16 protein-coding genes and 1 tRNA gene are annotated in these 14,626 nt (G+C 55.6%); 7 read left to right on the plus strand and 10 right to left on the minus strand.

The annotated features are described in order from the left end of the window. Positions 1–272 precede the first annotated feature (272 nt). Positions 273–542 carry a 30S ribosomal protein S15 gene (gene rpsO, locus QZ170_RS02725; RefSeq protein ID WP_297176723.1) on the plus strand — a complete coding sequence of 90 codons (270 nt, stop codon included), beginning with the start codon at positions 273–275 and terminating at the stop codon, positions 540–542. Between the two features lie 132 nt (positions 543–674). On the opposite strand, the gene holA is transcribed toward rpsO, so the two are convergent. Then, positions 675–1,676, minus strand: a complete 1,002-nt coding sequence (gene holA, locus QZ170_RS02730) for a DNA polymerase III subunit delta (protein ID WP_297176726.1) — start codon at positions 1,674–1,676, stop codon at positions 675–677. 62 nt (positions 1,677–1,738) lie between these two features. Between holA and QZ170_RS02735 the strand changes: the two genes are divergently transcribed. The 5 genes from QZ170_RS02735 to QZ170_RS02755 all read left to right on the plus strand — a co-directional run bounded on the left by QZ170_RS02735 (position 1,739) and on the right by QZ170_RS02755 (position 7,651). Next, entirely contained in the window at positions 1,739–2,194 is a 456-nt protein-coding gene (locus QZ170_RS02735; protein WP_297176729.1) for a type I restriction enzyme HsdR N-terminal domain-containing protein, read from the plus strand. Positions 2,195–2,220: 26 nt separating this feature from the next. Next, a complete protein-coding gene (locus QZ170_RS02740; RefSeq protein WP_297176733.1) occupies positions 2,221–3,510 on the plus strand; it encodes a DUF2851 family protein in 1,290 nt (429 codons plus the stop codon). Between the two features lie 665 nt (positions 3,511–4,175). After that, positions 4,176–4,880 (plus strand): succinate dehydrogenase/fumarate reductase cytochrome b subunit, encoded by a 705-nt coding sequence (locus QZ170_RS02745; RefSeq protein ID WP_297176736.1) that lies wholly within the window; start codon positions 4,176–4,178, stop codon positions 4,878–4,880. Positions 4,881–4,930: 50 nt separating this feature from the next. Beyond that, on the plus strand, positions 4,931–6,874 hold the full coding sequence (locus QZ170_RS02750) for a fumarate reductase/succinate dehydrogenase flavoprotein subunit (RefSeq protein ID WP_297176739.1): 1,944 nt from the start codon (positions 4,931–4,933) through the stop codon (positions 6,872–6,874). 21 nt (positions 6,875–6,895) lie between these two features. After that, positions 6,896–7,651, plus strand: coding sequence for a succinate dehydrogenase/fumarate reductase iron-sulfur subunit (locus QZ170_RS02755; protein ID WP_297176741.1), 756 nt, complete (start codon positions 6,896–6,898; stop codon positions 7,649–7,651). A gap of 353 nt (positions 7,652–8,004) precedes the next feature. Here the strand turns inward: QZ170_RS02755 and QZ170_RS02760 are convergent, their stop codons facing one another. From QZ170_RS02760 to QZ170_RS02785, 6 genes are all read right to left on the minus strand, one after another. Beyond that, the gene (locus QZ170_RS02760; protein ID WP_297176744.1) at positions 8,005–8,466 is read right to left on the minus strand and encodes an SMI1/KNR4 family protein; all 462 of its coding nucleotides are present in this window, start codon (positions 8,464–8,466) and stop codon (positions 8,005–8,007) included. A 152-nt stretch (positions 8,467–8,618) separates the two neighbouring features. Beyond that, complete coding sequence (locus tag QZ170_RS02765; RefSeq protein WP_297176747.1) at positions 8,619–8,987, minus strand: hypothetical protein; 369 nt, start codon at positions 8,985–8,987, stop codon at positions 8,619–8,621. 303 nt (positions 8,988–9,290) lie between these two features. After that, positions 9,291–10,925, minus strand: coding sequence for a chaperonin GroEL (gene groL / locus QZ170_RS02770; RefSeq protein WP_297176751.1), 1,635 nt, complete (start codon positions 10,923–10,925; stop codon positions 9,291–9,293). 161 nt (positions 10,926–11,086) lie between these two features. Beyond that, positions 11,087–11,356 carry a co-chaperone GroES gene (locus QZ170_RS02775; protein ID WP_297176754.1) on the minus strand — a complete coding sequence of 90 codons (270 nt, stop codon included), beginning with the start codon at positions 11,354–11,356 and terminating at the stop codon, positions 11,087–11,089. A 274-nt stretch (positions 11,357–11,630) separates the two neighbouring features. Continuing rightward, on the minus strand, positions 11,631–11,870 hold the full coding sequence (locus tag QZ170_RS02780; protein WP_297176757.1) for a hypothetical protein: 240 nt from the start codon (positions 11,868–11,870) through the stop codon (positions 11,631–11,633). Positions 11,871–12,098: 228 nt separating this feature from the next. Continuing rightward, a tRNA-Ala gene (locus QZ170_RS02785) sits at positions 12,099–12,172 on the minus strand. 348 nt (positions 12,173–12,520) lie between these two features. Between QZ170_RS02785 and QZ170_RS02790 the strand changes: the two genes are divergently transcribed. Next, a complete protein-coding gene (locus tag QZ170_RS02790) occupies positions 12,521–12,994 on the plus strand; it encodes a Dps family protein (RefSeq protein WP_297176759.1) in 474 nt (157 codons plus the stop codon). A gap of 242 nt (positions 12,995–13,236) precedes the next feature. On the opposite strand, the gene rplT is transcribed toward QZ170_RS02790, so the two are convergent. The 3 genes from rplT to infC form a co-directional block, all read right to left on the minus strand. Continuing rightward, a complete protein-coding gene (gene rplT, locus QZ170_RS02795) occupies positions 13,237–13,581 on the minus strand; it encodes a 50S ribosomal protein L20 (protein ID WP_005469617.1) in 345 nt (114 codons plus the stop codon). Positions 13,582–13,696: 115 nt separating this feature from the next. Then, positions 13,697–13,894: a 50S ribosomal protein L35 gene (gene rpmI / locus QZ170_RS02800; RefSeq protein WP_005469616.1), complete on the minus strand. Its 198-nt coding sequence runs from the start codon at positions 13,892–13,894 to the stop codon at positions 13,697–13,699. A 98-nt stretch (positions 13,895–13,992) separates the two neighbouring features. Beyond that, positions 13,993–14,595, minus strand: a complete 603-nt coding sequence (infC, locus tag QZ170_RS02805) for a translation initiation factor IF-3 (RefSeq protein WP_297176764.1) — start codon at positions 14,593–14,595, stop codon at positions 13,993–13,995. Positions 14,596–14,626 lie beyond the last annotated feature (31 nt).

The following is a 14,626-nucleotide window of genomic DNA, read 5'->3' on the forward strand; positions in this document are numbered from 1 at the left end:
GGGCTAAGTTACTGACTTCCCAGCTAATTCACAAGTTACTCTCCACGCTCCCGCCTGTAACATCGCCCAGCCCCCAGGCATCGTGTACTGACCTCTGCCACCGAGACCCTCATCTTCGCCACGGAGTAGCCCCCGGGAGGCATATCTCCTTCTTTCTTTGTATCTTTGCGCCACGATCCGATGCGTCGTCTGTCTTTCCTCCTCCCTGCGAAGGGGTGGGAGGGATAGCTTGCGACGGCGGTATTTTGTTTCACTATATAAGTACAAGTAATATGTATCTTGATTCAGCTAAGAAGGCCGAGCTCTTCGAAAAGCATGGTAAGGGCGCTAAGGACACTGGGTCTCCTGAGAGCCAGATCGCACTCTTCACCTTCCGTATCGCCCACCTAACGGGTCACCTACAGAAGAACAAGAAGGACTACAGCACCCAGCGTGCGCTACGTATGATCATCGGTAAGCGTCGTCGTATGCTCGACTACCTCCAGAAGATCGACATCGAGCGTTACCGTGCCATCATCAAGGAACTCGGCATCCGCCGCTAATCCCCTAAGGTGATCCACTAGGCTATCTCGTATAGCCTACCAGATAAAGAGGCTACCCCCCGACTGGGAGGTAGCCTCTTTAGTTATCTGTTGGGTAGACCTAGGGCGAGATAGCGCTCGCCCTGAGGGACACTAGGCGGTGAGGATGAGGGAGACGAGCTCCTTGTAGAGCTCCGAGGCCGGTAGAGAGGCATCGACCCCCTTGGAGGCGGCATCGACCATCCTCAGATGATGGACTATGGCAAAGACTTGGCTCGCTGTATAACTACGGCGAGCGAGGTCATAGTCCTTGGCTGCATAGGGAGAGATCTTCAGCGCCTCTGCTATCGAACGTTCGTTGGGCTGGGGAATGTAGTAGACCGCCATGAGGTTGGAGAAGAAGCCAAAGAGCGTAGCCAAGGTGACCTGGATCGGGTGGGTACGCTCGTTGGCTGCAAAGTAAAAGGCTATACGGTAGGCACGAGCCGAGTCCCGCTTGATGAGGCTGGAGAGGAGCTCAAAGTTGTTGTACTCCTTGCTCACCCCCACATAGTACTCTATATCCTCGGGGCGCACGATGGTACTCTTCCCCTCGAGGGCTAGAGCTATCTTCCCGACTTCGCCTAGGATCTTCTCTAGGTCATTACCCGTAGCCTCAGCCATGAGGAAGGCCGTACGCTGGTCGATCGTTAGGTTATGCTCAGCGAAGGTACGTACGATGAAGTCGGGGACCTTGGAGTCGTAGATCTTGGATGACTCGTAGACAGCCTTGCGCTCGTTGAGGGTCTTATAGAGGGTCTTACGCTTGTCGGGCTTCTTCTTGTGACAGAGCACGAGGCAGGTACTCTGGGGTAGATCATCTAGGTGGCTAGCTATCTGATCAAGGTCTCGCACCTGCTGTGCCTCCTTGACGAGGACGAGCACACGCTCCCCCATCATCGGGAAGCGCAGAGCATCGAGCAGGATGTCTCGGCTGGTGACCTCTGCCCCATAGAGGACGGTGAGGTTGAAGTCCCGCTCCTCCTCGGGGATGACCTTCGTCAGGAAGAGCTCGGCAAGGCGGTCAATATAGAGGGGTTCGTCCCCTGCCAGGAGGTACACGGGCTGGAGCGCACCCTTCTTGATCGCCTTGGCGATATCATCGTAGGTAGCCATATCGGTATTTATTGTCTAACTTCGTGGGCGTGCCCTAGGGGACACGTACGACAAAGATAAGAATGATCAAGCTAAATCTCCCGGATTACCGCCTACGACTGAGGAAGGAGGAGGGTAAGACCTATATCTACGATGACCTCCGCCAGCGGTTCGTCTCTCTCACCCCCGAGGAGTGGGTGCGCCAGCACTTCGTGCACTACCTGATGGAGCACCTAGGCTACCCCCGAGAGCTGATGATGAACGAGGTGACCATACAGGTGGGCTTGACGACCAAGCGGTGTGATACCCTACTCTATAGTCGCCAGCTCACCCCTCGGGTACTGATCGAGTACAAGGCTCCCCACATCCGTATCACCGACCGAGTACTCCAGCAGATCCTCCGCTACAACTATACGCTCCGTGTCCCCTACCTCATCCTAAGCAACGGGATGGAGCACTTCGCCTGCCGGATTGACTATGAGCAGGGCTCCTATACCTTCCTCGAGCATATCCCGCCCTACGACGAGCTCAGCGACTGACCTTCACCCTACGACCGACGACCACCATGAGACACCGAGAAGCCTACCTACACTACATCTGGCGCTATGGCCTCTACGACCGACTCATCCCGACTGGGGAGCTCGCAGGGGCTCGCATAGAGGTGCTGGAGCCCGGAGAGCTAAATACGGATGCAGGCCCGGACTTCTTTGCCGCTAAGATTCGCATCAATGACCTCCTCTGGGTCGGCTGTGTGGAGATCCACCATGCCTCAGCCGAGTGGTACCATCACCACCACGACAGCGATCCTGCCTACCACTCGGTGATCCTACACGTCGTGGAGCAGGACAATCGCCCCATCACTCTAGCCAGCGGAGCCTCGCTCCCGACCTGCCTAGTCATGGTACCCCATCGGTCGGAGGGCGAGGACATCGCCAGAGAATACTCCCCCACAGCACTCCCCTGCACCCAGAGCACCGCCCGAGGGGGAGGACTAGCCCCTCTCGGACAGCTCCCCCACGAGGCTCGTCGTGCCTGGCTCCAATGCCTCCTACATAGTCGGCTCAGGGAGAAGGTGCAGGCCGTCGAGGATCTCCTACAGCGCTGTGGAGGGGACTGGGGACAGACCTTCTACACTCTGCTCCTGCGCTACTATGGCTTCGGGCTCAATAGCGAGTCCATGGAGCGACTCGCCCTCAGCCTACCCTACACCACACTGATGAAGCATCGGGATCACCCCGAGCAGGTCGAGGCTCTACTGGTGGGGCAGGCCGGTCTGCTCGGCTACCTCGCCGAGGGAGAGCACACCGAGCTCCTGAGGAGCGAATATCACTTCCTCTCCCATAAGTATACCCTGAGCCCCCTCCCGCCGGGTACGTTTCGCCGAGCACGTACCCGCCCCAGCAACCTCCCTGAGCGTCGCCTCCTACAGCTAGCGGGACTGCTCTGCCAGAGGGAGAGCCTAGCCGAGGAGAGCCTCCGTGTGGACAGCCTAACAGAGGCCTATGAGCTCCTTCGCCCCTCCCGAGAGGCTCGCAGGGAAGAGGGCGAGGTAGGCACCTCTAGCGTCCTCAGTCCTGCGAGCTGTGAGCTACTGATCATCAATGTCCTCATCCCCTATCGCCTCACCTGGAGGCGACACTATGGGGGCGAAGGAGAGGAATACGCTCCTCTCTCCCTGCTGGACGGACTCTCGGCAGAGAGCAATCGCATCACACGTCTCTTCGCCTCGGCTGGGCTCCCCGTAGAGACCGCTTCGGACAGCCAAGCCCTACTCTACCTACATCGCCACTACTGTAGCCAGCAGCTCTGCTCCTGTTGCCCCTGGGGTACCCGCCCCTCGGAGTCTACGACGTAGGCCAGAGCCAGCACATGTACCCCTCCTGCATACCCCCCTCGGGGATATCCATTGTATACCCGAGGGAGCCTCGCCCATAGCTCTGTAGCGCCAGCGTTATCCCCTATAGTTATTCCCTCCTAGAGCACCCTCCGGGGCTCATACCGAGAGCGCATGAGTGTACACGCGTGTACACAAGTGTGTACACGTGGGTATACTATAGTGTACACACGTGTATACTCCATCCTCCTCGGGCATAGGTGTACGCTAGGGTAAGCTGCCCCTAGGGGATAGATACACTGTATCTGGGGGCGGCTCCTTGGCGCCCCCGACCTTGACCTCCAGCCCTCTGTCCTAGTGTCTTCACACGTCATCCCATAGGCTCCTTCGGGGAGCAGGGGACGTGATATACAGCGATATGGTTAGCTCCTTTTAGGTAGAGATTTGGGTACACAAGTCAGATTTATGCCCTATCTATACCTACATATTGGGAGGTTAGTTCGTACGATTATGCCTTTTTTTCGCTAATAATAGTACTTGATATACCTAATTGAGCTATCTTTGTAGGGCGATAGGGATACCCTAGAGGAGGACTTTACCAGGGAGCGCGAAGGGTGGAGGCTGTAGTCTCCGTCTCTGTGGCCATGTGTCATGTGTATCAACAGATCATAAAAAATAGAACTTGTATGTCGTGGTTAATCAAATCTTCGATCGGGCGTAAGCTGGTCATGAGTATCTCAGGACTAGCTCTTATCCTGTTCTTGACCTTCCACATGTCGATGAATCTCGTGGCGCTCTTCTCTGAGGAGGGGTACAATGCTGTCTGTGAGTTCCTCGGTGCGAACTGGTACGCTCTGGTGGCGACGGTAGGGCTCGCTCTGCTCTTCGTCGTACATATCGTGTATGCCTTCATCCTAACGATCCAGAACCGCCGGGCGCGCGGTAACGACCGCTACGAGGTCGTCGATCGCCCCAAGGGGGTCGAGTGGGCATCACAGAACATGATGGCACTAGGGATCGTGGTCATCCTCGGGCTCGTCCTACATCTCTTCAACTTCTGGGCCAAGATGCAGCTAGCAGAGATCACGGGGCAGCATGACCTCGGGATCAGTGGTGTCACAGGTCCTACGGATGGCGCAGGCCTCATCCGCTACACCTTCTCTAACCCTATCTTCGTCGTGCTCTACCTCGTATGGTTGGGAGCCCTATGGTTCCACCTAGCCCACGGCTTCTGGAGCTCGCTACACACCATCGGGTTCAACAACAAGGTGTGGTTCGATCGTCTGCACAAGATCTCGAACGTCTATACTACCCTCATCGTCCTCGGCTTCGCTGCCGTCGTGGTGTATTACTTCCTCCTTTCCCTCTGTGGGGGGGCTTGTAGCCTTTAGTCCAGACTCTAGCGCATAAGCAAGTATTCCGTATCAGCCCTATCCATATTATGTCACAGATAGACTCTAAGATCCCCGCCGGCCCATTGGCCGAGAAGTGGACAAACTATAAGGACCACCAGAAGCTGGTCAATCCAGCCAACAAGCGCCGCCTCGACATCATCGTTGTCGGTACAGGGCTGGCTGGTGCCTCTGCAGCTGCATCACTGGCAGAGATGGGATTCAACGTCCTCAACTTCTGTATCCAGGACTCCCCTCGCCGTGCACACTCTATCGCCGCTCAGGGGGGTATCAACGCTGCGAAGAACTACCAAAACGACGGGGACTCCGTCTACCGTCTCTTCTATGATACGATCAAGGGGGGGGACTACCGTGCCCGCGAAGCCAACGTGTACCGTCTGGCAGAGGTCGCCAATAACATCATCGACCAGTGCGTAGCACAGGGTGTACCCTTCGCCCGTGAGTACGGCGGTCTACTAGACAACCGCTCCTTCGGGGGGGCACAGGTCTCTCGTACCTTCTACGCCCGAGGCCAGACGGGGCAGCAGCTCCTGCTCGGCGCCTACTCCGCCCTCAGCCGTCAGGTCGGCAAGGGGACAGTGAAGCTATACACCCGCCACGAGATGCTCGACGTCGTCCTCATCGACGGCCGTGCCAGAGGGATCATCGCCCGTAACCTCATCACGGGCAAGATCGAGCGCTTCGCAGCCCATGCCGTAGTCATCGGCACTGGGGGCTATGGCAACGCCTTCTTCCTCTCGACCAATGCAATGGCCTCCAACGGCTCTGCAGCCTGGCAGTGCTACAAGAAGGGTGCCTACTTCGCCAACCCCTGTATGGCGCAGATCCACCCCACATGTATCCCCGTACACGGAGAGTTCCAGTCCAAGCTCACGCTGATGTCCGAGTCCCTGCGTAACGATGGTCGTATCTGGGTACCCAAGAACATCGAGGACGCTAAGAAGCTCCAGGCCGGCACACTCCGCCCCACCGAGATCAAGGAGGAGGATCGTGACTACTACCTAGAGCGTCGCTACCCTGCCTTCGGGAACCTCGTACCTCGTGACGTGGCTAGCCGTGCCGCCAAGGAACGCTGTGATGCGGGCTATGGGGTGAACAACACAGGGCTCGCCGTCTACCTCGACTTCTCCTCCGCTATCCAGCGTCTAGGGAAGGACGTCGTAGAGGCTCGCTACGGCAACCTCTTCCAGATGTACGAGAAGATCACCAACGACAATCCCTACGAGACCCCGATGATGATCTACCCCGCTATCCACTACACCATGGGCGGTATCTGGGTAGACTACGAACTGATGACCTCCGTACCCGGGCTCTTCGCTATCGGGGAAGCCAACTTCTCCGACCACGGAGCTAACCGCCTCGGGGCTTCGGCACTGATGCAGGGGCTCGCAGACGGATACTTCGTCCTCCCCTACACGATCCAGAACTATCTGGCAGACCAGATCCAGGTACCCCGCTTCAGCACCGACCGTCCAGAGTTCGACGAAGCAGAGAAGGGGATCAAGGATCGTATCGCCCGCCTGATGAGCATTCAGGGGAAGCAGTCCGTAGACAGCCTCCACAAGAAGCTCGGGCACATCATGTGGGACTTCGTCGGTATGGGACGTGAGCGCGAAGGCCTCGAGAAGGCTATCGTCGAGCTCAAGGCACTGAAGAAGGAATTCTGGAGCGATGTCCGCATCCCCGGTAAGGCCGATGACCTCAACGTAGAGCTCGAGAAGGCCCTTCGCCTAGCAGACTTCATCGAGATCGGTGAGCTCATGGCTCGTGACGCACACGACCGTGAGGAGAGCTGCGGTGGTCACTTCCGCCTCGAGCACCAGACCCCCGAGGGTGAAGCCCTTCGTCACGACGATAAGTTCGCCTACGTCTCCTGCTGGGAATACCAGGGCGAGGATCAAGACCCTGTGCTCCTGAAAGAACCACTCGACTACGAGTTCGTCGTACGTCAGCAGCGTAACTACAAGAACTAATCCCTAGCCAACATCGGTACAATGGATAAGAATATCAATATAAAGGTAAAGGTCTGGCGGCAACGTGGTCCCGAGGAACCAGGGGCCTTCGAAACCTACGACCTACAGAATATATCGCAGGGTAGCTCGTTCCTAGAGATGCTTGACATCCTCAACGAGCAGCTTGTCCGTGAGGGCAAGGAGCCCGTGGTCTTCGACCATGACTGTCGCGAGGGGATCTGCGGTATGTGCTCCCTCTACATCAACGGGCATCCCCACGGACCCGATGAGGGCATCACCACCTGCCAGCTGCACATGCGTCGCTTCAACGACGGCGACACGATCACCGTCGAGCCCTGGCGCTCTGCCGGCTTCCCCATCATCCGTGACCTCATGGTCGATCGCTCAGCCTACGACAAGATCATCCAGGCTGGGGGCTTCGTCTCCGTGAATACAGGTGGTGTACCCGACGCCAACGCTACGCCCATCCCCAAGGCTGATGCCGATATGGCTATGGACGCTGCGGCCTGCATCGGGTGCGGAGCCTGTGCTGCAGCCTGCAAGAACGGCTCTGCCATGCTCTTCGTCTCGGCTAAGGTCAGCCAGCTCGCACTCCTCCCTCAGGGGCGCGTAGAGGCTGCTCGCCGTGCTAAGGCTATGGTAGCGAAGATGGACGAACTAGGCTTCGGGAACTGTACGAATACCCGTGCCTGCGAAGTGGAGTGCCCCAAGAACATCTCCATCACAAACATCGCCCGTCTCAATCGTGAATTCCTGGCTGCAAAGTTCAAGGATTAGTCGCTGAGCCCCCGAGACGGACGACAAAGTCCAAGTATTAGAGGGAAGCACACCTCCCTCCCCCAAGACCGGTCGTCTCGTGCGATACCCTCTCCCGAGGGTATCCGAAGGCGAGACAATGGTTAGATTGGTGTAGTTATCGCCCGCCCCCAGAGCCCTAAGCTCTCTCGGGGCGGGCGATCTCATTTGGCTATGCTGCCACCACAGCTACAGCCAGCTCGTAGACTACTTGTCGCTGTCGTATCTCAGCTATGCTCCATGAGGGGGGCATCACAGCGCTCCCCTATGGGCAAGCCAAGACAGTCCTAGCAACAGCTCGCACTCAGCACTCGGGGGACACGCCCCTATATCCGTCACAATGCATGGGGATAGAGTGCCGAATAGAATGAAGAGAAGCTATCAGAAACGACGTATTGTCCTTCGGGGACACCATACTCTGAGTCGATAAACAAGACCTCTCCTGAGACTAAATCGATCCAGTACATATTCCCCGCCGCATCATTGGCTATCGGCATATGCCCAGTTGTAAAGGCTTCAGGATAATCAGGGTTCTCCTTAGCTATAGCCCAATAGCGTTCGATTCGCCCCCTTAGATCATACAAAGTCTCGACCTCTAGCCCCATATATAGATCGCTCTTCAGACAGAGACCTTCTGGGAAAAACAGCCCATTGGACTCACATAAGAAATCCATATAATCATCCTTCCCCGGGAAGTCCCAAGGATGGAGAAACTGAGCAACCTCCGTATGTGACACGCTGGATCCAATCACCTCCTTGCGGAGAGCACCCTCCTCGATTAGCAAATTACTTAGCATAGCTAGGACCTTTATATTTCTTAGTTATTTATCTCCGTACTCTTTCGCTCCACATCTACAGCGGGGGAAGCCCCCCTTCTTCTCTAACGGATTATTCCCCCCACGTAGCTGTGACGGGCTAGACATTCTCATAGGGGATGACAGATAAGGGCTCAGAATACGGCATCTCGGGGGTAGGTAAAGAGGCCGAGGACCCGCAGTGAGTCGGAGAGAGGTAGATACCAAACGGCCAGTAGACCGTCCTGATCCAAGCCCCAGGTATACTCTAGGATCTGTGTCTTATGCGCCCTACGCTCCTCGGCAGAAAACAGATCTTCGATGGGAGCTCTAAACTCATCATGCCCCACCGATAGGATGAACGTATCCCTCCTCAGTGGCCTGTAGAGCCGATCCAGTTCGTCTACGGAATAGGTAATAGGAGCCTCCTGACCGAGCGACTCTTGGCTCTGCGCCGCTGGCCTAGAGGTACACGATAGCCCTACCCCGAGGAGGAAGGTGATGTATGGGAGCCTTGTACTCATACAAAAGAATTATGGAAGGGCGAAGCCTTGGGGTATCGCTCTCCAGGGGAAGCTTCTACTTCTAGTGGATCAGGGGGCTAAGCTCGCCTAGGGCACTCCCCACTGAGGATACTTAGGCTAGAGGGTAGACGTCTGCAGGCGATACCTTTTGCCCTCTATAGGGACACCGTCGGGAAAAGGGGAATAAAGGGGAGATAGGGAAAGCAAAAAAAGATCCGCCAGAGGAGGCTTAGGAGTCTCTCTAGCGGATCTATTTTCTTGTGGAGCTTACGCTCCCCTACCGGTGAGGGAGTGGCTTTAGGCCTACATCATGCCTCCCATGCCACCCATACCTGGGTTCATAGGCATAGCGGGAGTATCCTCCTTCTTGTCAGCGATGACACACTCGGTCGTGAGGAACATACCAGCGATCGAAGCAGCGTTCTCGAGGGCGACACGAGCGACCTTAGCAGGGTCAATAACCCCCGACGCATAGAGGTTCTCGAAGCTGTCCGTACGAGCGTTGTAGCCGAAGTCAGCCTGCCCCTCCTTCACACGCTGTACGATGACGGCACCTTCCTTACCAGCGTTGGCAACGATCTGACGGAGGGGCTCCTCGACAGCACGACGAACGATCTCAATACCGGTCGTCTCATCATCATTCTCACCCGTGAGGCTATCTAGGGCCTTGACAGCTCTGAGGTAAGCCGTACCCCCACCAGGGACGGTACCTTCCTCTAGGGCTGCACGTGTAGCACTGAGGGCATCGTCTACACGGTCCTTCTTCTCCTTCATCTCGACTTCGCTAGGAGCACCGACGTAGAGGACGGCTACACCGCCAGAGAGCTTAGCTAGACGCTCCTGTAGCTTCTCACGATCGTAGTCGGAGGTGGTGTTAGCGATCTGTGCCTTGATCTGTGCGGCACGTTCGCGGATAGCCTCCTTGTCACCAGCACCATTGACGATGGTCGTGTTATCCTTGTCTACGGTGATCTTTTCTGCCTTACCGAGCATATCGAGGGTAACGGCATCGATCTTCATACCGGTCTCTTCGCTGATCACGATACCACCGGTCAGGGTAGCGATGTCCTGCAGCATAGCCTTGCGACGATCACCGAAGCCTGGAGCCTTGACGGCACAGACCTTGAGGCCACCACGTAGGCGGTTCACGACGAGGGTAGCGAGGGCTTCGCTATCGATGTCTTCGGCTACGATGAGCAGAGGACGACCCGTCTGTAGGGTTTGCTCTAGGATAGGGAGGATCTCCTTGAGGGTAGAGATCTTCTTGTCGTAGATCAGCAGGTAAGGGTTCTCCAGCTGAGCCTCCATCTTCTCAGAGTTGGTGACGAAGTAGGGAGAGATATACCCACGATCGAACTGCATCCCTTCGACGACTTCGACAGTGGTCTCGATACCCTTAGCCTCCTCGACGGTGATTACCCCCTCCCGGCTGACCTTGCGCATAGCCTCAGCGATGAGCTGACCGATCTGCTCGTCTCCGTTGGCAGAGATCTTGGCTACGTGCTCGATCTTCTCGAAGTTATCCCCGATCTCCTGAGCCATAGAGCGGATCTCGGAGACGATCTTACCTACGGCCTTGTCGATACCACGCTTTAGATCCATGGGGTTAGCCCCTGCGGTGACGTTCTTCAGCCCGACACCGATGATGCTCTGGGCAAGGATCGTCGCAGTGGTCGTACCATCACCTGCGTCGTCGTTGGTCTTAGAGGCCACCTCCTTGACGAGCTGTGCCCCCATGTTTTCGAATGGATCTTCGAGCTCTACTTCCTTGGCTACAGAGACACCATCCTTGGTGATGTGTGGGGCGCCATAGCTCTTGGAAAGGATGACGTTGCGTCCCTTAGGGCCGAGGGTTACCTTGACAGCGTTGGCGAGTGCATCTACGCCACGCTTGAGGCTTTCGCGAGCCTCTATATCGAACTTGATTTCTTTTGCCATGATACGTATTATACGCTATATGTCGTGTTACTTCTTACTTGGGGAGGAGGGATTGTTTGTTCTATTACCCCCACTAGGGTTACCTGTCCGAGAGGGCCATCCGGCTCTAGGATTGGAAGCCCCAGGTTTAGGTTGTGTCGCCATAATGAACTTGGGCTGATTTAGATGGTCGCCAGCACGTCACTCTGACGCATGATGAGGTACTTCTCGCCCTCGTGCTCGATCTCGGTGCCTGCGTACTTGCCATAGAGGACGGTATCGCCAGCCTTGAGGACCATAGCCTCATCCTTGGTACCATCACCGACGGCTACGACTTCGCCCTTGAGGGGCTTTTCCTTGGCGGAGTCAGGGATGATGATCCCGCTCACGGTCTTCTCTTCCTGTGCTGCAGGGCGTATGAGTACGCGGTCTGCCAGTGGCTTAATGTTCATTGCTTTGCTAGACTATTATAGTTCGTTATTTGTACACTTCTCTGTGGTGGGCGAAGTGCTCACCAGCGACAAGGAGAGAGCAAAGGCTATGCCAAAGCCCTCGGGGAGCTGTTATTTTGTCAGTCTATCTGCCAGTCCTTCGTCCTAAGTCCTACGGGTATCCCTACAAAGGAGGTGCGCCTCACACCCTAGTGGGTATGAGGCGCACCTACGATTTTGTTTCGCAGACTCCTTTTCCGGAGCGTGCTGTTAGCTCTCTAAGGAGAGCCTACACTTACTTGACAGCGTTCTTGACTTCCTGAACAGCGCCTTCAACCTTGTTAGCGCCTGCCTGAGCAGCAGAGTCAACGACAGCAACAGCTGTGTCAGCGACAGCCTGCACCTGTTCTACAACGGGAGCAACTACAGCTGCAGAGTCCATAGCAACAGAGTCAGCGTTGGCGTTCTCAGAGTTACCGCCACAAGAAGCAAGTGTAGCAACAGCTACAACTGCGAATGCGAAAAACTTCTTCATCTTTCTTCTTACGTTTAATTGGTTATAAATTCCGTTTTCGTCATTTAATAACACCGCAAAGATACACCAACTTTTCGACTCACCAAATGGTGCATCGACTCGCTCGCGCCTAATACGCCTCTAGGTCTATGTATAGATCTGACGTATGCCCATCGCTCACACCTGGAGAGTGATAGGTCTTCCGGTATTACATGGGGCAGATGGACACGCTTGTCTCTCTACCGCATGTGGAGTATAGCGGACTCGAACCGCTCACCTCGACACTGCCAGTGTCGCGCTCTAGCCAGATGAGCTAATACCCCAGTTGATATCTTTTTCCTTTGGAGGCCTCTTGCCACCATTTGGCTACAAAGGTAATGAATATTTCATTACACACGACATCTTCGCCCAAATTTATCTCTTTTCCCTCCCCCATGACCGCCTTCGCCCCCCCAAGACACCCGCCGTCTAGGAGGGACTCCTATACCATATAATATATACGGGATGGTCTCCGAGACCATGGGTAGGATAGGATACCGAGCGGGCTCTGGGCGTGATAGTCTCTAGTTATTTGAGTATAGATAAATTCTGTTGCACTATTTTGCACGTATCGCTAACTTTGCAACGTAATAAAAACAAACAACGAACTAACTAATAAGCAAACAACGATTATGAGTGTTCTATCAATCACGGGTATCGAACCCGCACACGCAGCTAAGGTTATCGAAAGCCTCCACCAGCTCCTCGCAGACTTCCAGGTCTACTACACGAACCTCCGTGGTTACCACTGGCACGTACGTGGCCCTCAGTTCTTCACCCTACACGCTCAGTTCGAGAAGATGTACGACGAAGCCGCTGAGCATGCCGACGACATCGCAGAGCGTCTCCTACAGCTCGGTGCTACGCCTGAGAACCGCTTCAGCCAGTACCTCCAGAAGAGCCAGATCAAGGAGCAGACGGGAGTATCCTGCGCCTCTGAAATCATTCCTCAGATCCTAGACAGCCTGAAGGTCCTCATCGCCCAGGAGCGCAAGATCGCTGCTCTAGCCGACGAGGCTGGTGACATCGCTACGGGCGACCTAATCTCCGACCTCCTAGACGAACAGGAGAAGTCCGTATGGATGATCTCTGTCCTCCTCGGATAGTCCACACTGCCCTAAGGCAACGGGAGTCCCCCAGAGAGCCTCGCCTAGAGCGAGCCCTCTCTGGGGGACTCCCGTTCTACATCCTCCTACCCCACCCCTCCTCCCTTATATCTGCCATTACATACTCGAGCCAGAGGGGGGACGCTTCTATGGCATAGGGCAAAAGATAAGCCTCATCTGTCGCTCCTCGGGGGAGCTAGACAGATGAGGCTTGTCCGTTGTAGATAGCTCTGTGGCGAAGACTACTTCACCTTAGCTACGATTGCCTTGAAGGCTTCAGGGTGATTGACAGCTAGGTCAGCGAGCACCTTGCGGTTGATCTCGATACCCTGAGCGTGTAGCGCACCCATCAGACGGGAGTAAGAGAGTCCCTCCAGACGGGCAGCGGCATTGATACGCTGGATCCAGAGTGCACGGAAGTTGCGCTTCTTGTTCTTACGGTCGCGGAAGGCGTAGGTAAGACCCTTCTCCCAAGTATTCTTGGCGACGGTCCAGACGTTACGACGAGCACCGTAGTAGCCACGAGTGAGCTTGAGGATGCGCTTACGCTTCGCACGCGAAGCTACGTGATTGACTGATCTTGGCATGATTGTTTCTTCTTTGTGATTGGTAGCGACCTGCCTCGGGCGAGATAGCCTCTGCAGATACTTGGCTTTTGCTTACCTCTCTGTTACTGAATGATCGTTGTCTAAACTTGCCGGATTAGCGAAGGCGGAGGAGCTCCTTGACTTCGCGTTCGTCCACCTTGTCCACCGTGGTGAAGTAGGTGAGGTTACGCTTTTGCTTCTTCGTCTTCTTCGTCAGGATGTGACTCTTGAAGGCATGTTTGCGCTTGATCTTACCAGAGCCAGTGAGCGCGAAACGCTTCTTAGCGCTGGAGTTTGTCTTCAGCTTAGGCATTTTCTTTCTATTTATATGAGTTACTATATGACCCTACTCCACTGACGCAGCCTATGCGCGAGGTGCAGGGATGGGGATTATCTACTCTCGGAGCGGGCTTAGTCCTCGCTGGTGGTCTCTTCGCTCTCCTCGGCATCGGCTCTAGGAGCCTTATCCTTCTTGGGCGCAGAGGAAGCCGTCTTCTTAGGAGCGATCATGATGGTCATGCGCTTACCCTCTAGCACGGGCATACTCTCTACACGTCCATAGTCCTCGAGGTCGTTGGCGAAGCGCAGTAGGAGCACCTCCCCCTGATCCTTGAAGAGGATGGAGCGACCACGGAAGAAGACATAGGCCTTGACCTTCGAGCCCTCGCTAAGGAAGCCCTTAGCGTGCTTGAGCTTGAAGTTGTAGTCGTGGTCATCCGTCTGAGGCCCGAAGCGGATCTCCTTGACGACGACCTTGACGCTCTTAGCCTTCTGTTCCTTCTGCTTCTTCTTGAGCTGGAAGACGAACTTCTGGTAGTCTACGACACGACATACTGGAGGGTTGACGTTAGGGGAGATCTCCACGAGATCGAGCTCTTGGTCATTCGCGATGCGCAGAGCCTGCTGGATCGTGTATACCCCCTGCTCTACATTGTCCCCGACGAGACGAACCTCCTTGACGCGGATGGCTTCGTTCGTGCGGTACTGGAACTTTTGTTTGTTGTCTACTGCCATTCAGTATTGTTACTTGTAAACTACCCCTCGG

This window comes from uncultured Porphyromonas sp. (genome assembly GCF_905372525.1).
Lineage (GTDB): Bacteria > Bacteroidota > Bacteroidia > Bacteroidales > Porphyromonadaceae > Porphyromonas.